Below are 22367 nucleotides of genomic sequence, written 5' to 3'. Positions count from 1 at the left end.
CCGGTTAATCAATTAATGAATAACCAACGAGTATAACACGCGGCGCCGGAATCCCCCTATTCCGCCCGTCCGTAGCGGCGTGCGAGCCAGTAATCGACACTGAAGAAGCGTCCTGCGCCAAGATAGAACAGGGCCAGCAGCATCACAAAGTAGGTGGCGGCGAACTCGATACCATTCTTGAGGATGGTCACTGCGCCCGCTTCCGTAAGCCAGCTGTAGTTACCGTGCTCCTTGAGGATCGACACAATACGCTCCTTGCGCTCCAGCCCCTGCTCGATCAGGTCGGGGCGCCACTCCCAGGGCATCATCAGGGTCTTGTCCGGCAGCGCACTCCAGCCGTTGTCCCAGTGTGCGGCCACCGCCGCCACCGCCATGGTGATCATCAGCGGGATAGCCGCAAGCCGCACACCAAGGCCAATAACGAGCATTATGCCGCCGATGAACTCGGTCAGCGCTGCCAGCCAGGCCATCAGCGTCGGCATGGGCAAGCCCAGGCCCCAGTCCGGATTGCCAAACCAGGCCGCCACATTTTCGATGCCGGTGATCTTGTTCCAGCCCGCGAGAATCATGATCGGGCCAACAAACAGGCGCAGTGCCAGCGGCGCCAGCCAGTCCAGGCGGCGCATAAAATCCAGAAATCCGTGATAGACCCGATTGAACCCCTCAATCCCAGTAGCCATAATCCGCTCCCTCTTTTACATGTGCATGCATTCCTGCGCCATCAGACCGGGTACTGGCAATATAGTTCAGGCGGTCTTAGGTTAAACAGGTGGCGCACTCCCACGGAACAGGCACCTGACAGGCAATGGCACACGCCCGCAAGAAAATCATCAACGAAATACGTCGACTGGTGTCACTCGGCGGTCCGTTGGTGGTGAGCAATATCGCGATTGTCAGTATGGGTGTGACCGACACCATCGTCGCCGGGCGTGCCAGCGCCACGGACCTGGCGGGCCTCGCCATCGGCTCCGGCGCCTGGGTAACCCTGACCGTGATCATTATGGGCCTGCTGGCGGCCACATCCCCCATCGTCGCCCGCCTCAGGGGTGCACGAAAGCTGGACGAAACCGGCTGGCAACTGAGCCAGAGCCTGTGGATTGCCACCGTAATGGGCCTGTTCGGGGTCGCAGTCCTGCTGGCGAGCCCGGTGTGGACTGCGTGGATCAATGCCGAGCCGGAAGTGCGTGACGTCACCACCGGCTACCTGCTGGCGCTCTCCACCGGCGCCATGCCGTTTGCGGTGAGCGCAGCACTGCGCGGCTATTGTGAGGGCATGGCCCGCGTACGCCCGACCATGCGTATCTATATCGCCATGGCGATCCTCAACGTGCCGCTGGATATCCTGCTGGTATTCGGTGCGGGACCAATCCCCGCGCTCGGCGGCGCCGGTTGCGGCTGGGCCACCAGCATCGCCTGCTGGTTCAGCGCCATTGCCTTCTGGTGGCATATCAAGACAGACCCGGCCTACCGGCCATTCGAACTGACCTTCAGACTGCCGAAGCCGGACTGGCCCACACTGAAGCACCACCTCTCCATCGGCCTGCCCGTCTGTGTGGGCAGCACCGGCGAAGTGGTGTTCTTTGCCAGCATGGCCTTTATGCTCGCCTCCCACGGCACCGCCGCCGTGGCCAGCCACCAGGTTGCGATCAGTATCGGTTCGACTTTCTATATGGTGGCACTGGCACTGGCCCAGGCGGTGAGCATCCGCTGTGCCCAGCGACTCGGCGAGGGCAAGCCGAAAGCCGCCAGCTTCAGCTGCTGGACCGGGGTGACCACCGGCATCGCCTACGCCGTGATGACTGCGATTATCATCATTGTGGCCAGGGACTGGTTTGTGCTGGCTTACACCAGCGATAAGGAAGTGTTTGCCGTAGCGACTTCGCTGCTGCTCCTTTGCGCGGCGTTCCAGCTGGCCGATGTGGCACAGGCCATGGCCTGGGGTGCACTGCGCGGCTACAAGGACACGCGCACGCCGATGTTCATCCAGCTGTTTTCCTACTGGCTGGTGGGCTTTCCGATCGCGCGCTGGCTGGGTGAAAACTACTGGGGCGTGTACGGTTACTGGGTGGGAATCAATGCGGGGCTGATGACCGCGGCGCTGTTGCTGAATTACCGGCTTTGGCGGACGACGCAGAAGGAGAGGATTGTTGGGGTCAGAGCTTAGGCTCTGACCCCAAAGGTCGATGGCTGGGGTCAGAGTGAACACTCTGACCCCAAAGGTCGGACTGATGATAACTGGGGTCAGAGCAAAGGCTCTGACCCCGGGATGATGGAAGGGGTCAGAACTTAGGTTCTGACCCCATAAATCGCGGAAATGAAAAGGGGTCAGAGCGCAAGCTCTGACCCCACAAATCGAACTAAGGCTTAAGGGGTCAGAGCCTTGGCTCTGACCCCACCCATCTCAAAATTTACTGGAAGTCGTAAGACAGGCTCAGGCCCACAGTGCGCGGCGTCGCATTGAAGATACGACGACCGAGGTAACCACCGGACTGGCTGGATACAATCGGATCATCGTTCAGCAGGTTGCTTACCCACAGTCCTGCAACAACATCACCAAAGCGCATACCGGCGTTCGCGTGGAACAGGGTGTAGGAAGGGCGAACCCATGGCACGTATACGTAGCTGACGTCACCGGTATCAACCGATTCATATACGGTATCTTCACGATCTGTATTGGTCTCAGCTACATAACGACCACGCAGGGAGCCCCAAACCGGGTAGCCCGCAATCTCACCGCTATAGCTTACGCCGAGATTGTGCTTCCACTTCGGAGAACCACCCAGCAAATCTCCCTCAGTCCATGTTCTGCATGCGTTAAAGTCGCCAGTATCTCCACCTGTATTCTTGTACATACAGTGAGTGAGCGTATCAGTGAAGCGGCCTTCTGTAGTCGCGGTGGAATATGTCAGGGACCAGTTGTCGTTCAGCTTGTAACGGCTGGACAATTCCCAACCCTTGGTCTCTGCATCCGGGCCATTTTCGGTTCCGTTAATCGGGAAACCGAATTCAACCGCCTGGGAACGATAGGTCTGCGGATCGTTCCAGCTCATCTGGTAAACGTTGGTCTGCACGTACAACTGCTGATCCAGGAAGTAACCCTTCAGGCCCAGTTCGAAGTTGTCGATGGAGTCCGGCTCAAAAGAAAGAGAGTCCTCTGCAACTTCATAACCGTTGTAATCACGGAAGTTGTTCCGGCCACCGCGGCGGAAGCCCTGGGAGAGGGTCGCATATGCCAGTACATCGTCAGTAACATCGTAGGAGGCATTCAACTTGAAGAAGCTCTTGTTGTCCTCACCACCCTTGGTGCGCAGGTCCTGATCCGGCAGCGCGTAGGTGTGGTCCAACAGGATGGTGTTGCGCTCATCCTCATACTGGAAAACGCGCACACCGGCAGTCACAGTCAGCTTGTCGGTCACGTTGTAGGAGAACTCACCGAAGACGGCATCTTCAGAGTAGGTACCGCTGTAGTCTTCCTCGTAACCCACATCGGTCACGCTAGCAACACGCTTCCAGGAGAGCTCCTGATCAATGGTCGGGATGATTTCGCGGAACGCAACAGAACTGTCCTGCTCGGTGGTGTAGAAGCCCACAATCCACTCGTACTTGTCGTTCGGTGCGGACACCAGACGGGTTTCATGGCTGAAACCTTCGTAGGCGTTATCGAAAGTGATATGCGCAGTGACATTGGTATCGCCAGCACCGAAGCCTGCCCACCAGTAATACGCATATCCCTGACTGGTGTAGTCAGCCTCACCCACGCTGGTATCTTCAAACTTGGAAGTACTGGAGGTCAGGGTTGCAAAGCCCAGATCGGCGCTGATATCCAGCACGTCCAGGGAGAACTCCTTATCGGCATACTCTTCGTGCGGAGAAATCAGGGTGCGGTCATCGTATGCGAACGGAGTTTTGAAATCACCAAAATCCAGATTGCTGTAGCAGAATTCAGTTGCACAATCTTTACCTGCGTCTGTTACCGAGGTCGGCAACCTGCTCGCACCGCGCGTACCGTGCGCCAGCTGGTCCTGGTACATATGGGTCAGCTTGATCTCAAGGTTGTCGGTCGGCGCCCACAGAGCGGCAATCTTGGCAGTAGTGGCTTCCTGCCAGTTGTCATCCTTGTAGATATTTTTGTTCGGGTTCGGATCGCTGATGTAAGCATCGTCACCCGTACGCCATGGCGCGTTGGCAGCACGATCAATGTAACCGGCTTCATCCAGGTAGGCTGCAGAGGCGCGGATAGCAAAGGTATCCGTTACAGGCAGGTTTACCACGAAATCTGTGTCATTACTCAGGCCACCACCGTCTACCTGATAGAGGGAGGTATTTACGCGGAATTCGGCTTCTTCCAGGTTCGGCTCGTTGGTGATATAGCGGATGGTACCACCGAGGCTACCGGCACCGTACAGGGTACCCTGCGGACCAAGCAGCTTCTCAACGCGGTTGATATCCTTGATGCGGAAGCCCAGCTTCGGCAACGGGGTTTCATCGATGTAGTACGCCAGCGTGCTCTTGACGAACTGCTCCAGGTTGTTGGCGCTGACCGGGGATACGTTCAGGCCCCTCACGGTAACGGAGTCCGCAAAACGTGCACCGCTGTCCGGCGCACTGATCTCAACACTATCCTGGATCAGCTGCTTGACGTTGGTGATGTTCTGCTCGCGCAGGTCTTCACCGGAAATCGCAGTGATATTCATCGGCAGGTCAGACGCTGCAGATGCACGCTTGGTGGCAGTCACATAGATTTCTTCGACGGTGCCCGCCTCTTCGGCGCACTGCTGCGCAAGCGCGGCATCTTTCGCTTTAGCATCGGCGGAACAATCCAGTTCAGATGTGTCCTGTGCGAACGCAACCGAGGCTGGCAGCAATGCCGCTGCGATTAACAGGCTTAGCTGTGATTTTTTAAACGGTACCATAAGGCCCTGCTCCTATTTTTTTGGTTTTCCTTACGCAACGGCTACAACATCGAGATCACCGGAAACGCACTCTACGAATCTGTTGCTGAGTGGAAAGATATCGAAGGAGTCGGCAGGAGAAAGTGAGTTCCTATCGGCTCAAGCGATAGAAAAGAGGGGTTACACGAAAGAAGTGGCGATTATGTGCAGGGGGTTTGCAGAATACTATCGCTTTGCCCGCCAGGAGTGCAATGCGAACTGTCAGATCTGACAGCACGCACCAAATTGGACCGGCTATTGATTCGATGGATGGGGTCAGAGCTAGCGCTCTGACCCCACTTATCCGACTTAACCCAAGGGGTCAGAGTGTTCACTCTGACCCCATGCATCCGACTTAAGGGGTCAGAGCCTTGGCTCTGACCCCAGCCATCTATTCCGATTTAGTCGCCCCGCGCTCCAGGCTCAGTTTACGCGCAATACTCGCTACCAGCTCACGGCGCACCTGATCCTTCTTGGCCGTCCTCACCCAGGGCCAGCAGACCAGAACCATTTCGCCGGCACTGACTTCCTGAAGTCCCACCTCCGGCGGCGGATCCTCGAGTACATCCGGGTGTTTCCGCATCTGTGCCAAAAGCGCTTCCTCGGCCTCATCCAGTGAATGGTTTGAGGCGTTCACGTGGAGCTTGATCGAGAGGCGCCGCGTCGGCGTTCCTGTGGCATTCACCACTACGTCTTCCCAGATCTTGCTGTTCGGAATCAGGACCTGTTTGTTTTCTTCAGTGGACAGGTAAGTACCAAAAAGAGAGACTTTCTCGACGGTACCGGATACACCTGCCGCCTCTACTTCGTCTCCAACATCGAATGGGCGCTGCACCATAATCATGAGGCCGCTGGCAAGGTTTCCAAGGGAGTCCTGCAGGGCAAACGCCAGAATAAAGCCGGCTGCGCCCAATAATGCCAGCATGGGCGTAAGGCTGAAGCCGAATGAGGTCAGTCCCCACAACACGCCAATCAGGATCGCAAAGCCCTGAATCCAGGATTTCAGAAAACGCTGCAGCAATACCGAATGTTTTTCGCTGCGACGCAGTACCCCGGTGACCAACCGACTCACTAACCAGCCAATCAGCCAGCAAAAAGCCACCGTGCCGGCCATGAACAAGATATTCCGCAGCAAGCGCTTGCCGCCCTCCTCTGCAGAAAGCCAGGCACGCAATTTGCGCACCACCGTTTGCGGCTCGCTCCAGTCCATATTGATGCCGCGCACCGCGGAAATATAAGTGGCATATTCCTCCGCCACCTGAGGGTCACCGCCCTTCTTGCGAAACTCCTCCAGCACCACCCGCAGCCGATCGAACATTTCCGCACGCGCTTCATGCGCTTTGGCGCTGGCAGCAATCAGCGCCTCTTCTTTTGGGTCCGGCGCCTTGCTTTCACCAGCCTTCGGCATGGTCGCCTGATACTCAATCAACGTGCGCTGCGCCTCGGACACCCGGGTGGCCTCTTGCTGTACCAGCAGGCGCCACGCTTCCAGCTCATTGCCCAGCGAACCAACGGGAAGCGGGTCCAGCATGTAACGCAGGATCTCCAGCTTCACCTGGGGATTGCCCGTGGTCTGTGCTTCTTCCGGCTTTGGGTCAAAGGAGTCGATACCCGCCGCCAGTACCTGTCTCACTGCCTCGGCAATGACTGCCGGATCCGGCTCTTCTGCACCCGGCTCAGGCACTTCCTGCGCAATGAGCAGGGAGGATAGAAACGCAAGCGCCAGGGCGCTGAGGAAAAGCCGGACTGGGTGGCGCATGTATACCCTCTGGATTGATGGGGTCAGAGCGGATAGATGAATGGGGTCAGAGCCGAGGCTCTGACCCCTAGATAAATCTAGCAGTGACTTTTGGGGTCCGACTTAGGGGATCAGAGTGCTCACTCTGACCCCACAAATCGAGCGCAAGCCCTGACCCCAAGCACCCAAACAACATCCCATTTTCGGCACTTAGGCGGCTAAGATGACGATAAAGTTCCGTTTTTCGGATCTTAAAGGGCTAAAATTGCCAACCGCTAATTAGAGTGCTAATTTTGGTACCCAAGCCAATATATTGCCATTAACGACCCCAAAACGGGACTTTAAAATGGAACCTATAGATGCTACCGCACTGGCCGCCGAACTCGGCGAACGCCTCAAACAGGCCCGCCTCAATCGTGACCTGACCCAGGTACAGGTTGCAGAGATGGCTGGCACCACCCGCAAGCAGGTGATCAATGCGGAAAAGGGTAAGGTGCAACTGGAAATCTTCGTCGCAATCATGGCGGCATTGGGCCTGACCACCCAGCTCGATCTCTTCCTACCGAGGCAAACCATCTCCCCTATCGAGCTGGCAAAACATCAGGGTAAAAGCCGGCAACGCGCTTCACGTCGACAACAGAAATCCGACGAGGAGAACCCGGAATGGTGATGGAAGCCCTCAACATTACCTATCAGGGTGAGGCCCTGGGTGCAGTCAGCTTCGATCGCGATACCGGCGTGGGCGCATTCGAATACGATCCGGCTTTCATCAAGCGCGGCATCGAGCTGGCGCCACTCACCATGCCGCTTGCACGCAACATCTATTCATTCCCGGAGCTGAATTTCAGCACCTTCAAGGGCCTGCCGGGACTGGTGGCGGACTCCCTGCCCGACGATTTCGGTAATGCCGTACTCAACGCCTGGGTGGCCGCACAGGGCAAGCAACCGGAAAGTATCAGCCCGCTGCAGAGACTGCAGTACACCGGCACGCGCGGCATGGGCGCACTGGAGTACCATCCGGCAACCAAACTCAAAAGCCTTAATGCCTCGCAGCAGGTAGAGATCTACAGCCTGGTGGGCATCGCCCAGGAAGTGCTGGATAACCGCGCGGACTTCAATGTCTCTCTCAACCAGAACGGGCAGGAAGATCGCGAGGCTATGCTGGCCCTGCTTTCGGTGGGCACCAGTGCCGGCGGTGCGCGCCCCAAGGCCGTGCTGGCTTTCAATGAAGATTTCAGCAAAGTCCGCTCTGGCCAGACCAAAACACCCGAGGGCTTTACCCATTACCTGATGAAGTTCGACGGAGTCAGCGAATACAACAAGAACAAACAGACCTTCGGAGATCCGCTTGGTTACGGTGCCATGGAGTACGTCTATTACCTGATGGCCTGTAATTGCGGTATCGACATGATGCCGAGCCACTTACTCGAGGAAGGCAACCGTCGTCATTTCATTACGCAGCGATTCGACCGACGCGGTAACGACAAGATCCACACCCTGATGCTGAACGGCATTGCACACGTGGATTACAAGGCGCCCGGCAGCTTTTCCTATGCCGAACTGTTCAGCGTTGCACGACGCTTGAAACTATCGGCTAGAGAGGCAGAACAACTGTTCCGGCGCATGGTGTTTAATATCGTGGCGCGTAACCACGACGATCACTCGAAGAATTTTGCTTTCCTGCTGCAAGGCGGAAAATGGACGCTCTCCCCCGCCTACGACCTGGCCTACAGCTATCGCCCCGGCAGTAAATGGGTCAACAGCCACTGGATGACTCTCAACGGCAAGCGCGATGACTTTGTCAGAGAAGATTTCTATGCACTGGAAAAGCTGAGTCCGCTTTTCAGCCGCAAAAAAATTGATGGGATTATTGAAGAGGTCACAACGAGCGTTGCACGGTGGCCCGCCCTCGCGGTGGAGCATGGGGTGCCCGCCTCTCTCGCGGAAGAGATAGAAGATAACCTGCGGCTTTTTGGATGCCTGGGGTCAGAGCGAAAGCTCTGACCCCATAAATCGATTTAAAGGGGTCAGAGTGTTCACTCTGACCCCATAAGTCTAGCTATCAAACCACCGCGTTGTGATAAACGTTCTGCACGTCGTCGAGGTCATCCAGCATCGCCATGAACTTGTCGAACATGGGCTTGTCGTCTTCGGAAATCTCGGTCTCGGTCTGCGGCAGCCACTGCATCTCGTCGACCTCAAACTCGATTTCACCCAGACCATCCAGCAGCGCCTGCTTGGCCTTGAAGTATTCATTGTGCGGGGCAAACACGGTGATCTTTCCGTCTTCGCACTCGATGTCGGTGACATCCACGTCCGCCATCATCAGCGCTTCCAGGACCGCTTCCTCGTCATCGCCAGCGAATACGAAGATCGCCAGGTGATCGAACATATGCACCACACTGCCCTGGGCGCCGATTTTGCACTTGGTCTTGGTGAAGGCCAGGCGTACATCACCGAACGTGCGATTCGGGTTGTCGGTAAGACAGTCCACAATCACCATGCAGTTGCCCGGACCAAAACCCTCGTAGCGCGCCGGTTTGAAGTCTTCGCCTGCGCCGCCCTTGGCTTTATCAATCGCCTTTTCAATCACATGCGTCGGTACTTGGTCGCGCTTGGCGCGCTCCATCAGGCTGCGTAACGCCAGGTTGCCGTCCGGGTCGATACCGCCAGATTTGGCGCAAACATAGATTTCACGGCTATAGCGACTGTACAGTCTGGCGTTCGCGTTCGACGTCTTCGCCATTGATTCTTTGCGGTTTTGGAAGGCGCGGCCCATGAGTAACTCTCTGTGATCAATTGGTCAGAATTTTGGGGCGGATTTTACCACTGAATCGGGATAAATGGGGTCAGAGCAATTGATGGGGTCAGAGCGCAAGCTCTGACCCCGAGGGTCTCCGGATTTGAGGGGTCAGAGCCTTGGCTCTGACCCGAGCAGTCTTTTTATGTGGGGTCAGTGTTTTCACTCTGCCCCCTTCAGTTGGCTCTGACCACTCTTGCCAAAATGTAGGTTTACGCGTCAAACATGGGCCTTTTTCATAGTTTCCCTCCGGACCGCTTGTCGCATATTTAAACAATTGACAATATCTGAAGAACTAGAAGAATGAACTGACAACGGAAGTCATGCCATGCCTAAACAGTCCCCAACCACGGCCCCCTGCGGGAGCCAGCGCCCAACCCTGTACTTTCAGCACTATCTGACACTCGCTCTCACACTTGCGCTAACGGCTTGCGGTGGCGGGGGCGGCAGCGGATCCTCAGACAAGACCGCGAATAGCAGCGCGCCGGCCAATTCTGCACCGACGGTTTCGGGGCTGTCATTTTCTCCAGCCACGCCGAAAACCACAGACCAGATCGCGGTAACAGCCACTGTTGCCGACAGTGACGGAGACTCTCTGGATACGCGTTATTCATGGAGCGTCAATGACATCCCTGTTTCCGGTGCAGATACTGACAGCCTCGGACCGGAGTATTTCAAGAAAGGCGATAACGTCACTGTTACGGTCACTGCTTCTGACGGCACCGAACAGACAAGCGCCTCACTTTCCGTAACGATTGCCAACTCTGCGCCGACGATTGCCGAGCTGATATTTTCACCCTCCACACCGAAGACGGCGGACCAGATCACGGTAACGGCAACGGTTGTCGACAGCGACGGAGACGCCCTGGATACGCGCTATTCATGGAGTGTCAATGAATCCCCTGTTCCCGGCGCAGATACTGACAGGCTCGGACCGGAGCATTTCGAGAAAGACGATAACGTCACCGTTACGGTCATCGCATCTGACGGTACTGATGACGCGACAGCTTCACTCTCAGTCACCATAGCTGACACCCCACCCGAAGTTACTGTTTCCGGGGCGCCTGACTCTCTCGCGTTTGGTACCACCGCCAGTTTTTCGGTAGATGTAAACGATCCCGATAATGACCCGTTCGAGTACCGATTCTTGGCTCGACCAAACGGCATGACCATCGATAACCGCGGACTCGTTACATGGCACCCCCGCAGCCCATTGTTCAAAAAGGAAACAGATTTTCACTGGGAGATCGAAGTTACCCAGAATGACTTTTCAATTCCCCTATCCGGCACAATACGTGTAGTGGATGAGCTGCGAAACCCTCCACTCAGCCGAAGCGGCGTTGTTACGCCACGGCAAGAATACCCCGACATGATGATTGCCGGAGATTTTGATGGTGATGGAAGCACTGAAATCCTGGCTAGTGATGGCAAGCAACGCCTTTTCACATTGGCTTTCAACGGTAGTGCTTATGAACAAAACTGGATGCACCCGTTCTCTATTACAAGAGACGTTAATACTATTCTCTCCATCCATGCCGTACGTTATCAGGATGGCTCCCCCAGCAAATTCTTTGTCGGAACCGGGTACTGGACATCCGGATCCGAAGGCGAGCTAATTGCTATCAACGAAAAGACAAGAGAAGTATCTCAACGGACTGAAGTAGATGGAAAGTCTGTCATTGCCATTGATTCTGCCGACCTGGATAACGACGGCGAGATTGAACTGGCAATACTTGTCGAGGAGGATAGTCAAGAACAAGGTCTGCACCTGGCAATTCTCGACTCCAAAACACTTACCACGGAGTGGCGATCGCCGAAATTGGGCTTAGGCCAATCAATCGCAATAGGGCAATTCGACAATGATGCAGACCCAGAGATCGCGCTTTCGGGGGGATACATCTATGAATTCTTCGAAGGGGAATACCGGAACCTTTGGGCTTTCGGAGCTGGATTTGGCAACCAACTAGAGGCTGGCGATCTGGATGGCGATGGGGTGGACGAACTGGTAGCCCTTTCTCCAAGAAACCAACTGCGTATATTGAGTCCTAAAACAAAGAGCCTTCTTATTGCTGACGAAACGCGCTACACCGCTGACTTCATAATCAAGGATCTTGAGCCCGGCTCAGGTGAAGAAATTTTACTGATTTCTGATTGGGATACCACATTTCAGTCTATTTCACTCGTCACTCAACCGGAGCACGCACTGCTCGTCAACTGGAGTGAAGATGCAGCTGGCGGAGAACGCAGCAATCTTCTACTCGACGACCTTGACAGTGATGGAGAGCAAGAAGTTGCCTGGGCTTCAGGATGGGGCGAGAAGTTCTATGTCGCAAGTCTCGCAACCCCTTCAGTATTGGAGTGGGAAACCGCGATGACTACTACCTACGATGGTATCTTTACCGGTGGGGAGCAAATAACCAGAAACGATAATAGCAAGCGACTATTGTTTTTTGCCGAGTCCACAGACCAGCTTGGGCCATTCGGCGCTCATCGCGCATTCCAGCTAGATCCAGCGACGGGGTCAATTTCCTGGAGCAATCCTATTGAGGAAGGCCGCCTTCTGACGGTAAATGCTAAGGTTGCCGATATCGATTTGGACGGAAGCAGTGAATTCTTATATTTCCTCGGAAAATCACTAGGGAGCTATAGCCTCGCGTCAGACTCCATTTCTTGGAAGCCCCCCGCGCTATTAAGCGACGGTAAACTACTTGATCGCGGCTACATAAATGAAGATGACTATATCGACTTTTCTGTGATTACCGAAACCGGTCTGGTTTACACCCTAGATGCCTTAAATCAGACTGTTTTGGATCAATTTGATACGGAAATGTTCCCGCTAGGTTTTTCGGTGCAGGACGTGGACGACACTGCGGGCAAGGAATTTATCGTCGCGTCCCAAAGTGAAATTCGAGTTCTGAGCGGTGAGGCTGGAAACGAAGGAAAATTACTGCGCAGCATGGAAATTGCGAGTCTAGCCACCTCTCCCGCCCAAGTCGGTACGCAACCTGACTTCACAGACATGGACATTGTCGACTTGGCGATCGGAGATATCGACGCGGATGGACGTCAAGAAATATTCGTAGCCGCCGAAATAGTCTTTGACTACTGGATTCTAGCTTTTAATTCAGAACTGGAGCTGCTTTCCTATTATCCGGTCGAAGGCGAGTTAACCACACTGGCGGTTCAAAATTACGGAGACAAAAATCGCAATCTTGTAGTTGCACTTAACGACGATGACATCGGGTACTATGCTGACTCGACCTTGTACACACTCGACCCAATCACAGGCAATGAAGTTACCCGGTCACCAGAACTTCTTGGCACCATCGAAAGAGGCAACCTGTTCTTTGTTGACGTGGCAAATGATGGCTATATCGAATTCAGCTATAGCACGATTCAAGGCATGCACACTACACGCTAAAAGTCTGGCGAAATATAAGGGGTCAGAGCTGACGCTCTGACCCAACCATCTATCCGCCCTGCCACTCATTGTTTTCATGAACAAGATTGTCGATTACTGCGCCAAATTTGGGCATTTGTCTTATTTTTCACCTTGGCTGGTTGTCGTGTATTTACCCAATTGACAACATCCTGTAAGAAAAAAATAAACTGACAGTGGAAGTCAAACCATGCATGAAAGATCACCTGCCTTCGTCCCATATTTGAGCTCGACCCGAAATCTCAACCTCCCACGTTTTTTCATTCTGCCCCTGACTCTCGCACTCGCTGCTTGTGGTGGCGGGGGCGGCAGCGGATCCTCAGACAAGACCGCGAACAGCAACGCCTCATCAAATTCTGCACCGACGGTTTCCGGGCTGTCATTTTCTCCAGCCACGCCGAAAACCACAGACCAGATCGCGGTAACAGCCACTGTTGCCGACAGTGACGGAGACTCTCTGGATACGCGTTATTCATGGAGCGTCAATGACATCCCTGTTTCCGGTGCAGATACTGACAGCCTCGGACCGGAGTATTTCAAGAAAGGCGATAATGTCACTGTTACGGTCACTGCTTCTGATGGCACCGACCAGACAAGCGCCTCACTTTCCGTAACGATTGCCAACTCTGCGCCGACGATTGCCGAGCTGATATTTTCACCCTCCACACCAAAGACGGCAGACCAGATCACGGTAACGGCAACGGTTGCCGACAACGACGGAGACGCCCTGGATACGCGCTATTCATGGAGTGTCAATGAATCCCCTGTTCCCGGCGCAGATACTGACAGGCTCGGACCGGAGCATTTCGAGAAAGACGATAACGTCACCGTTACGGTCATCGCATCTGACGGTACTGATGACGCGACAGCTTCACTTTCAGTCACCATAGCTGACACCCCACCCGAAGTTACTGTTTCCGGGGCGCCTGACTCTCTCGCGTTTGGTACCACCGCCAGTTTTTCGGTAGATGTAAACGATCCCGATAATGACCCGTTCGAGTACCGATTCTTGGCTCGTCCAAACGGCATGACCATCGACAACAGCGGCGTCGTTACCTGGCACCCCCGCAGCCCTCTTTTTCGCCGGGAAACAGGTTTCTCCTGGGCACTGGCGGTTGATCAGGCGGGTGCTTCCGAAGCCGTATCAGGTACCATCCGTGTAGTTGATCAACAACGCAGGCCCCCAATTAGCCGAACAGGGGTAGTTACGCCCACGCAAGATCACCCCGACATGATGATAGCCGGGGACTTCAATCTTGATGGCGAAAACGAGATTCTTGCTAGCGATGGCAAACAACGCCTGTATACGCTTGTCTACAACGGCACTGACTATGAACAATCCTGGCTGTATCCTTTCGGCCTCACACAAAATGGAGACTGGATTCTCTCGCTCCACACAGCATCCAACAGTGATAACACCCAGGTCGACTTCATTATCGGTACCGGCCGATACAGAGACACCTCCAAGGGCGAGTTGATCGTTATTGATGCGGAGACCCGGGAAATCTCCAGACGCGTCGTAATGGATGGCAAAGCGGTCGACGCAATAGGGTCCGGCGACTTCGACGGCGATGGTAAAATTGAATTTGCCGCACTTGTCTACGGGCATAATGCATTTGACGAGAAACATCTCGCCATCCTCGATGCCACTACACTTGAAACGGAATGGCGCTCCCCGAGCCTGAAGCTCGGCAATTCACTAGCAATCGGGCAATTCGACAACGATCCTTCACCGGAGATCGCATTGAGTGGCGGCTATCTCTATGGCTATGCAGATGGTGAATACAGGAACCTGTGGGCCTACGGAGCGGGGTTCGGAGAGCTATTAGAAGCCGGTGACCTGGACGCCGATGGTGTAGACGAACTGGTCGCGGTCAATGACTACCGCCTGCGAGTATTCAGCCCGACCGAAAAGAGCCTTATCGTAGCGGACGATGTGCTTTACATTGACGACTTTACCATCGAAGACCTGGACACGGGTGCCGGCAAAGAAATCCTCGCACTTTCGGACTGGGACATGAGCTTAAAGTCCATTTCACTCTCAACAGACTTAGGCAGTGAACTCATTGTCAACTGGAGCGAGTTTGCCACCGGACGGGAGCGCGCCAATCCTCTATTTGCGGACATCGACAACGATGGAGAGGTTGAGATTGCCTGGTCGGCAGGCTGGGGCGAGAAGTTTTATGTGGTGAGCTTTGCTGACCCAGCGATGCAAGAATGGGAAACCCCATTAGCGATCAAGGAAAACGCCACATTCTCGGGTGGCGAACAGGTTATTACCGGGGATGGCACGAAAAGGTTGCTTTTCTTTACCGAAGCCACGGATCAACTCAGCCCCTTAGGCCCCTACAGAGGCGTGCAATTAGACCCCAACACGGGGGCAATTTCCTGGAATGGCACACTCGATGAGGGGCGCGGGATACAAATTGGCACCAGAGTCGCAGACATCGATCAGGACGGATTCAGTGAGTTCTTCTATTTCCTTGGGGAAACCATTGGTAGCTATAGCCTGGTTACAGACTCGATTATCTGGCCGGCACCGGCTTTACCAAGCAACGGTGCAGCCATGGCCCACGGGTTTATAAATGACGACACCTATCTGGACTTTGCCGTCATTTCTGAGTCTGGCCAGCTATATGCCTTCGATGCGTTTAACCAAACTATCCTCGGTGGTTTTGATACAGAAGTGTTCCCGATGGGCTTTTCGATCCAGGACGTGGAAGACAATGAGGGCCTCGAATACATCGTCGCCTCCCGGCTTGATATCCGCACCCTCAGCCAGGGAGACACGGGTGCAGAGGTACTACGCAGCGTGGTAATCGCAGACCTTGCCGACTCTCCGGATGTCGGCGATGAAGCGCAGTATTTCCCGGGCATGCTCATCCTGGATATGGTTGTTGACGATGTGGATGGTGATGGAAGCCTCGAAATAGCCGTTGCGACAGAAGCGGCCATCGGCTATTGGATTCTTGTATTCAACGAAGACCTTGAGATGATCTCCCACTACGAAGCACCGGGAGAAGTTTCCGCGCTTGCTGTAGAAGGTTACGGGAGCCACAACAAAAACCTGGTAGTAGCAACGCGCTCAGAGGACCTCCGCTACCATACTCACTCTACGCTATACACCCTAGACCCAATAACAGGAAAGGAAATCTCTCGCTCTCCGGAAGTTCTTGGCATCATAGCAAAGGGCGGGCTCTCCTTTATTGATGTAGAAGATGACGGCTACACCGAGCTGAGCTACAGCACCTCTCAGGGTATGCATAGCACCCGCTAGCGGGCGATGTAAGGGGTCAGAGCGGGACATATGGGGTCAGAGCTAGCGCTCTGACCCCGTCAGTTCAATCGCGGACTGAACGGCAGCGTTATACGGCCCCGCCTTCTTCGCCTGCGCAACCATATGCTCCAGCTCAGCATCCCGCTCACCGAGCGTCACCTTGAGGCGAATCGCATCCGCCCTGGTTTCCGGCCACATTGGGCGTAGCGCGATGGCCTGCTTGTAGATTTTCAGCGCTTCACGATTATCCGCTTCCGCACCGAAGGGGTTGTCGATGGCACGCCACTCGTGCAGGCGTCCCTGCAGGGTGAGCTGGTAGGGGTTATCCGGATGCAGACGGTTGGCGCGTTCGATGGCTTGCATCGCATCGCGCAGGTCGCGGGGGGGAGCGTACTTCGCCTAGGGTTTGCCAGGCCTTCATGTGGTTCTCTACCCGCAGCACCTGCAGGTGGGCGAGGCCCATTTTGCCAGCCCACGTGGAGAGTTTGAACTAGTCCACAAAAATGCACCGACATGCGCACAAAAATGCACTGCCTATTACTAAGGAACCAACTGAGGAGACGTTAATTACACAACGCTACGCAACCATACGTTATTAATGGCGCGATAGTCCATTTTAATAGGCGGGAAGCCAAATATTCAAAAACCAATATTGATAGACTGGCCTGCGAAGCAGCTCCAAAGCCTCTCGATACGGAGCAACTGCATCCCCAGACTTTCAATCGCGCGAATACATATCCTCGAAGCGCACAATATCGTCTTCGCCTAAGTAAGAGCCAGACTGCACTTCAATCATCTCCAGAGGCACCTTGCCCGGGTTCTTGAGACGGTGCACCTCACCCAGCGGGATATAGGTAGACTGGTTTTCCGTCACCATGTATTCCTTTTCACCACAGGTGACCATGGCGGTACCGGATACCACAATCCAGTGCTCCGCACGGTGATGGTGCATCTGCAGGCTCAGCTGCGCACCGGGATTGACCACAATACGCTTGACCTGGAAGCGCTCGCCCATATCGATGGAGTCATAAGAACCCCAGGGGCGATACACCTGGCGGTGATTGACCGCTTCCGGACGCTCATCGTGCTTGAGCTGCTCCACGATTTTCTTGACGTCCTGCACCCGCTCTTTCTTCGCCACCAGAATGGCATCCGGGGTATCCACCACCACCATGTCATCAAGGCCAACGGTGGCCACCAGCTTGCTGCCGGCATGCACATAGGTATTGGTGGTATCGTGTGCGATCACGTCGCCTTCCAGGCGGTTGCCGTCCTCACACTGCTCGGAGACTTCCCACAGTGCAGACCAAGAGCCCACGTCGCTCCAGCCGCAATCCATGGGTACCACCACCGCATCCCGGGTTTTTTCCATCACGGCGTAGTCGATGGAATCGTCCGGGCAAGCCAGGAACGCATCTTTTTGTGGACGGATGAAATCTGCATCCACGGTGGCACCACCCATGGCCTGCTCACAGGCTGCGTAGATATCGGGGCGAAACGACTTCAGCTCATCCAAGTAGCGGCTGGCCTTGATCAGGAACATACCGCTGTTCCAGTACCATTCAGGGTGTGCGCTGGGCGCACCGCTGAGGGATCCTCCGCCAGTACGCAAATACTCCTCTGCCAGCTCCTGATTCGGCTTTTCGACAAACTCTGCAATTGCATAGGCCACACCACCAAACTCATCATCATAAGAGCGGCGGATATAACCGTAGCCGGTTTCCGGGCCAGCCGGCACAATGCCGAAGGTTACCAATTTGCCGTCGGAAGCAAGCGGCGCGGCAGCTCCAACTGCTTTTTGAAACGCTTTCACATCGTTGATCACGTGGTCCGCCGCCAAGATCAGCAGCAGGTCCTGCCCGTCTACTCCCTGAGCTGCAGCGCTCACTGCATGCATCGCAGCCAGTGCCACTGCCGGCGCGGTATTACGGCCAGCCGGCTCCAGCAGGATTCCACCAGAAGCAAAGCCGCCCAGGCGCAGCTGCTCCGCCACGGTAAAGCGGTGGTCTTCACCACAAATCAGCAGCGGTGCGGCATGCTCAATGCCCGCCAGACGCGCGCAGGTTTCCTGCAGCATGGATTGCTCTCCTGCAAGGGGGAGGAACTGTTTCGGGTGCAACTGGCGGGACAGTGGCCACAGGCGCGAGCCGGATCCGCCGGCCATTATTACGGGTTGAAGCATCTGGGAATTACCCACTAAGATTAATTAGAGGTTTACCAAACAAAAGAAGCCATCATAGGCGACGCAACAAAAAAAGCGGAAGCATGGACCGTTAGTGAAGCATACAGCTAGAATTATCGGGCCTTAAAAAAACAAAGCCCTACCCACCGTCAAAAGTATTCCACAAATATGTATCCCGCCTACGACGGACTGAATCATGACGCAATTACGCTAGCTCTGTTTCAGCCAGTTTAGAACCGGCAAGTACCTTTTGCAGATCTGCACCGATTTCTTTATGGTTCAGTGCATACGCCAGTTGCGCCTTCATATAACCCAGCTTATTCCCGCAGTCATGGCTGTGGCCAACAATGCGGTAGGCTTCCACAATCTGCGACTTGAGCAGCGCATCGATGGCATCGGTCAGCTGAATCTCGCCACCGGCACCCGGCTGGGTCTGCTCCAGCAGGTTCCAGATCTGCGCCGGCAGTACGTAGCGGCCCACTACCGCCATATTAGAAGGGGCGGCGTCCACTTCCGGCTTTTCCACCATGCCGTCGATCTTGGCTACGTCGCCCACTTGCAGGTCTGCGCCCAGGCAGTCCACCACGCCGTATTTGCTGACATCGGCCCACTTCACGGCTTCCACCATGATCTGGGAGCGCTGCGTACCTTCGAAGTTGCGCACCATGGCCGCCAGGTTGTTAGCCTGCGGATTGGAAGCGTATTGGTCGATGAGGACATCCGGCAGCAAAACTGCAAAGGGGTTATCTCCCACAATCGGGCGCGCACAGCTGATAGCGTGGCCCAGGCCCTTGGCCTCGGCTTGGCGTACGGAGATCACGGTCACATCCTTGGGTACAATGCCGCGCACCTCATCCAGCAGCTGGCGCTTCTGGCGCTTGTCCAGCTGGGACTCCAGCTCATAGGAGGTGTCGAAGTGGTTTTCAATGGCGTTCTTACTGGCGTGGGTCACCAGTACGATTTCCTTGATGCCGGCCGCGACCGCTTCATTGACCACGTACTGGATCAACGGCTTGTCTACGATGGGCAGCATTTCCTTGGGGATGGCCTTGGTGGCGGGGAGCATGCGGGTACCCAGGCCCGCGACCGGGATAACGGCTTTCTTTACCTTGTTCATCTTATTAGTTCCTTATTGGAGCTTTTTTCGTCTCTGGAGTAACACTGCAAGCGACAGGCCAACCCTAAACACAAACACCGCGATGTTGGCGCACCCCTTAGTGCCAAAGTCGCGGCGTCAATCTGACTGTTTTGTGCGCACATGGATCAAGTTTTGAACGACCACCCGCTCCATGTGACTGGCATCACAATTTATGGAAAAGCGGGCGCCCGTGCAACTGCAATTTCGCTGCATGTTAGCGACCACTTAGGCGCCAGCGCCGATTGTTTCGTATGTATGTAATCCAGTGTAATTCCGTGGCAGGAAAATGACGTGAAACGTGCCGCGGCTTTGCGGGGCAGTGGTGCCGACCACAGTAGCATTCTGGCTAAGCGTCAACACGGACGTTACCTTCACAAGCCTACCCATTGACCCGGGCCATGCTCGCGCGAGCGTATCTGGGAGATCAGTTATCGCGCCCTTCCTGAATCTGACATTGACACTGTTGGGTTCGACCCAGCGCGTGAAAACGCTTGCCCTCGCCATTGTGATCGCCGGTACTTTCCAGGCGTTTTACGGGGTGCCGCAGGCGCTGTCTGGCTCCGACACGAGCTGGATACTGGGCATGCCGAATTCGCGCATCGCCACCGGCGGTTTTGTGTACAAGAACCACTTTGGTAATTTCCTGGCGCCATGCCTGTGCATTGGCATCGGCCTGCTGATTGCGAGCCTGACGATTGTGGGTGTGCTGGGCCTGCTGGGCCTGCTGATCATGCGGCACAAGAGCCGCAGCCTGACGGTGTTGCTGGCGAGCCTGCTGGTGATTGACCTGATGATTGTGAGCAGCTGTTTTGGGCTGGAGAAGGTGAAGACCCAGCTGGAGGAAACCGCCCTCACCCAGGAAACCCGCGATGAAGTGGTGCAATACGGCCAGGAGCTGATCAGGCAGCACCCGCTGGCCGGTACCGGTAATGGCACTTTCTATTCTTCTTATCAGAGCGTGAATGGCCCGGATGTAACTGGCTATTACGACTTTGCCCACAATGACTACCTGCAGTTTGCCCTTGAGTTCGGTCTGCCCATGACGCTGTTACTTGGTGTGCTGGTGCTGTGGAGCCTCTGGCATGCACTGGTGGCGCTGCGCACGCGGCGCAACAGTTTGTTGCAGGGCATGGGGTTTGCGGCGGCGATGGCGATATTGGCCGAGCTGATTATGCTGCTGACGGATTTTCACCTGCAGGCGCCGGCGACGACGGTGTAATTTATGTTGTGCTTGGGGTTGGCTTGGGTAGTTAGATTTATGGGGTCAGAACCAAAGTTCTGACCCCATAAATAGAATCGGTGACAGATTGGATCAGAGCGAAAGCTCTACCCCCTGAGCCCCCCCTATAGCAAATGTTATTTCGCCGTACAAAAAATGTGCGGCAGCGCACGATCACTGGCATCGACAGAACCTAAGATATTTCCCTCTACCCAAGGAGGGAACTTGCCGTGCTCAAGAAAACCATTGCTCTCATATTCTTAGTTGCTTTTAGCGCTACGACTTACGCTCAGGCCGATAAAGCCCCACCAAACCTGAAAGAAGAAGCCGCCAAGCAGCGCCCACTTCTCAAAGGGCACACCTCTGAATCACAGCAAAGACTCAAGGAACTCGTCGCTGAAAAAGCAAAAAAAGCCAAGCAAGAGCGGAGTGAAAAGGAAGAGGATCTCAGCAAGCAGGAGGGGGATGATAGTTCCCAGGAAGAGTGACCTGATCGGAATAAGTGCGGTCAGAGCCAACGCTCTGACCGCACCTTGACTTTCCAGCCAGAAACCCGCCAAATCTCCCGCTAACGAATGAAAAGGGTCAGAGCCAGTGCTCAGAACCCAGACATAGGATTAATGGGGTCAGAACCAAAGTTCTGACCCCTCGTATAAATAAAAAAAAGGGGTCAGAGCTGACGCTCTGACCCCATAAATCATTTTGGGGAGAGTTTCATGATCGACGCAACCGTACTTGTCTTTCTACTGTTTGCCGCCGTCATCATTTACATGGGCATCAAGTCCGTGAATCAGGGTTTTAACTGGACGGTGGAGCGCTTCGGCAAGTACACCCGCACCCTGCAGCCGGGCCTGCACTTTATCGTGCCGTTTATCGACCAGATCGGCCGCAAGCAGAACATGATGGAGCAGGTGCTGGATATCCAGCCGCAGGAAGTGATCAGTTCCGATAACGCCATGGTGACCACCGATGCGGTGTGCTTCTTCCAGGTGCTGGACCCGGTGCGCGCTTCCTATGAAGTAAACGACCTGCCGCGCGCAATGCAGAACCTGGTGATGACCAATATCCGTGCGGTGCTGGGTTCCATGGCGCTGGATGAGATGCTGTCCAACCGCGACCGCATCAACGGCGAACTGCTGAAGAAGGTGGACGAAGCCACTAACCCGTGGGGCGTGAAGGTAACCCGCGTGGAGATCCGTGATATCGCCCCGCCGCAGGATCTGGTGGACGCCATGGCACGTCAGATGAAGGCCGAGCGCGACAAGCGTGCGACCATCCTCGCGGCCGAGGGCCAGCGCCAGTCTGACATTCAGGTGGCCGAAGGTGAGAAGCAGGCAGAGATCCTGCGGGCCGAGGGTCAGCGTCAGGCCGCGTTCCTGGAAGCGGAAGCGCGTGAGCGGGAAGCGCTGGCAGAAGCGAAGGCGACGGCGGTGGTCTCCAAAGCGATTGCCGAAGGTGATCCGCAGGCGATCAATTACTTTGTTGCGCAGAAGTACGTTGGCGCACTGGAAGGTATTGCCTCTGCGGACAACAGCAAGGTGATCCTGATGCCGCTGGAAGCAAGCAATGTGATCGGCTCCATCGAGGGCATCCGCGAGCTCACCCAGGCCGCACACAAGGCCGTTAAGAGCTAAGGGAGCTGA

General features: G+C 55.2%; 15 protein-coding genes. 8 read left to right on the top strand and 7 right to left on the bottom strand.

Annotated features, from left to right (window positions below):
* Positions 1–56: 56 nt before the first annotated feature.
* A complete protein-coding gene (locus QSJ80_RS04545) occupies positions 57–680 on the bottom strand; it encodes an HvfX family Cu-binding RiPP maturation protein (protein ID WP_285763121.1) in 624 nt (207 codons plus the stop codon).
* A 125-nt stretch (positions 681–805) separates the two neighbouring features.
* Between QSJ80_RS04545 and QSJ80_RS04540 the strand changes: the two genes are divergently transcribed.
* The gene (locus tag QSJ80_RS04540) at positions 806–2164 is read left to right on the top strand and encodes an MATE family efflux transporter (protein WP_285763120.1); all 1359 of its coding nucleotides are present in this window, start codon (positions 806–808) and stop codon (positions 2162–2164) included.
* A 244-nt stretch (positions 2165–2408) separates the two neighbouring features.
* Here the strand turns inward: QSJ80_RS04540 and QSJ80_RS04535 are convergent, their stop codons facing one another.
* Positions 2409–4913, bottom strand: coding sequence for a TonB-dependent receptor (locus QSJ80_RS04535; RefSeq protein WP_285763119.1), 2505 nt, complete (start codon positions 4911–4913; stop codon positions 2409–2411).
* A gap of 409 nt (positions 4914–5322) precedes the next feature.
* Positions 5323–6690 (bottom strand): mechanosensitive ion channel family protein, encoded by a 1368-nt coding sequence (locus QSJ80_RS04530; protein ID WP_285763118.1) that lies wholly within the window; start codon positions 6688–6690, stop codon positions 5323–5325.
* A gap of 325 nt (positions 6691–7015) precedes the next feature.
* On the opposite strand from QSJ80_RS04530, the gene QSJ80_RS04525 reads away from it, so the two are divergent.
* Positions 7016–7339: a helix-turn-helix transcriptional regulator gene (locus QSJ80_RS04525; RefSeq protein ID WP_285763117.1), complete on the top strand. Its 324-nt coding sequence runs from the start codon at positions 7016–7018 to the stop codon at positions 7337–7339.
* The gene (locus QSJ80_RS04520) at positions 7339–8673 is read left to right on the top strand and encodes a type II toxin-antitoxin system HipA family toxin (protein WP_285763116.1); all 1335 of its coding nucleotides are present in this window, start codon (positions 7339–7341) and stop codon (positions 8671–8673) included. The genes QSJ80_RS04525 and QSJ80_RS04520 overlap by 1 nt, the downstream gene beginning before the upstream one ends.
* A gap of 58 nt (positions 8674–8731) precedes the next feature.
* Here QSJ80_RS04520 and QSJ80_RS04515 read toward each other — a convergent pair whose 3' ends face one another.
* Positions 8732–9448 (bottom strand): YebC/PmpR family DNA-binding transcriptional regulator, encoded by a 717-nt coding sequence (locus tag QSJ80_RS04515; protein ID WP_285763114.1) that lies wholly within the window; start codon positions 9446–9448, stop codon positions 8732–8734.
* A 349-nt stretch (positions 9449–9797) separates the two neighbouring features.
* Here QSJ80_RS04515 and QSJ80_RS04510 point away from each other — a divergent pair, with 349 nt between their 5' ends.
* The gene (locus tag QSJ80_RS04510; protein ID WP_285763112.1) at positions 9798–12890 is read left to right on the top strand and encodes a hypothetical protein; all 3093 of its coding nucleotides are present in this window, start codon (positions 9798–9800) and stop codon (positions 12888–12890) included.
* A gap of 208 nt (positions 12891–13098) precedes the next feature.
* The gene (locus QSJ80_RS04505) at positions 13099–16185 is read left to right on the top strand and encodes a hypothetical protein (protein WP_285763111.1); all 3087 of its coding nucleotides are present in this window, start codon (positions 13099–13101) and stop codon (positions 16183–16185) included.
* 42 nt (positions 16186–16227) lie between these two features.
* Here QSJ80_RS04505 and QSJ80_RS04500 read toward each other — a convergent pair whose 3' ends face one another.
* The 3 genes from QSJ80_RS04500 to galU form a co-directional block, all read right to left on the bottom strand.
* Complete coding sequence (locus QSJ80_RS04500; RefSeq protein WP_285763110.1) at positions 16228–16548, bottom strand: hypothetical protein; 321 nt, start codon at positions 16546–16548, stop codon at positions 16228–16230.
* A gap of 355 nt (positions 16549–16903) precedes the next feature.
* On the bottom strand, positions 16904–18367 hold the full coding sequence (locus QSJ80_RS04495) for a mannose-1-phosphate guanylyltransferase/mannose-6-phosphate isomerase (protein WP_285763109.1): 1464 nt from the start codon (positions 18365–18367) through the stop codon (positions 16904–16906).
* Between the two features lie 205 nt (positions 18368–18572).
* On the bottom strand, positions 18573–19484 hold the full coding sequence (galU, locus tag QSJ80_RS04490; protein ID WP_285763108.1) for a UTP--glucose-1-phosphate uridylyltransferase GalU: 912 nt from the start codon (positions 19482–19484) through the stop codon (positions 18573–18575).
* Positions 19485–19986: 502 nt separating this feature from the next.
* On the opposite strand from galU, the gene QSJ80_RS04485 reads away from it, so the two are divergent.
* The 3 genes from QSJ80_RS04485 to QSJ80_RS04475 all read left to right on the top strand — a co-directional run bounded on the left by QSJ80_RS04485 (position 19987) and on the right by QSJ80_RS04475 (position 22358).
* On the top strand, positions 19987–20724 hold the full coding sequence (locus tag QSJ80_RS04485; RefSeq protein WP_285763107.1) for an O-antigen ligase family protein: 738 nt from the start codon (positions 19987–19989) through the stop codon (positions 20722–20724).
* Between the two features lie 230 nt (positions 20725–20954).
* Positions 20955–21212 (top strand): hypothetical protein, encoded by a 258-nt coding sequence (locus QSJ80_RS04480; RefSeq protein WP_285763105.1) that lies wholly within the window; start codon positions 20955–20957, stop codon positions 21210–21212.
* A 228-nt stretch (positions 21213–21440) separates the two neighbouring features.
* Positions 21441–22358: an SPFH domain-containing protein gene (locus QSJ80_RS04475; RefSeq protein WP_285763104.1), complete on the top strand. Its 918-nt coding sequence runs from the start codon at positions 21441–21443 to the stop codon at positions 22356–22358.
* The last annotated feature ends 9 nt before the right edge of the window (positions 22359–22367 follow it).

Source organism: Biformimicrobium ophioploci (genome assembly GCF_030270605.1).
GTDB lineage: Bacteria > Pseudomonadota > Gammaproteobacteria > Pseudomonadales > Cellvibrionaceae > Biformimicrobium > Biformimicrobium ophioploci.
Note: the sequence above shows the minus strand (reverse complement) of the source record. Positions and strands in the feature narration are given on the sequence as shown.

Coding starts and splice junctions, on each gene's coding strand:
- QSJ80_RS04545 (WP_285763121.1), bottom strand. CDS start 680: ATGGCTACTGGGATTGAGGGGTTCAATCGGGTCTATCACGGATTTCTG.
- QSJ80_RS04540 (WP_285763120.1), top strand. CDS start 806: ATGGCACACGCCCGCAAGAAAATCATCAACGAAATACGTCGACTGGTG.
- QSJ80_RS04535 (WP_285763119.1), bottom strand. CDS start 4,913: ATGGTACCGTTTAAAAAATCACAGCTAAGCCTGTTAATCGCAGCGGCA.
- QSJ80_RS04530 (WP_285763118.1), bottom strand. CDS start 6,690: ATGCGCCACCCAGTCCGGCTTTTCCTCAGCGCCCTGGCGCTTGCGTTT.
- QSJ80_RS04525 (WP_285763117.1), top strand. CDS start 7,016: ATGGAACCTATAGATGCTACCGCACTGGCCGCCGAACTCGGCGAACGC.
- QSJ80_RS04520 (WP_285763116.1), top strand. CDS start 7,339: ATGGAAGCCCTCAACATTACCTATCAGGGTGAGGCCCTGGGTGCAGTC.
- QSJ80_RS04515 (WP_285763114.1), bottom strand. CDS start 9,448: ATGGGCCGCGCCTTCCAAAACCGCAAAGAATCAATGGCGAAGACGTCG.
- QSJ80_RS04510 (WP_285763112.1), top strand. CDS start 9,798: ATGCCTAAACAGTCCCCAACCACGGCCCCCTGCGGGAGCCAGCGCCCA.
- QSJ80_RS04505 (WP_285763111.1), top strand. CDS start 13,099: ATGCATGAAAGATCACCTGCCTTCGTCCCATATTTGAGCTCGACCCGA.
- QSJ80_RS04500 (WP_285763110.1), bottom strand. CDS start 16,548: ATGCAAGCCATCGAACGCGCCAACCGTCTGCATCCGGATAACCCCTAC.
- QSJ80_RS04495 (WP_285763109.1), bottom strand. CDS start 18,367: ATGCTTCAACCCGTAATAATGGCCGGCGGATCCGGCTCGCGCCTGTGG.
- galU (WP_285763108.1), bottom strand. CDS start 19,484: ATGAACAAGGTAAAGAAAGCCGTTATCCCGGTCGCGGGCCTGGGTACC.
- QSJ80_RS04475 (WP_285763104.1), top strand. CDS start 21,441: ATGATCGACGCAACCGTACTTGTCTTTCTACTGTTTGCCGCCGTCATC.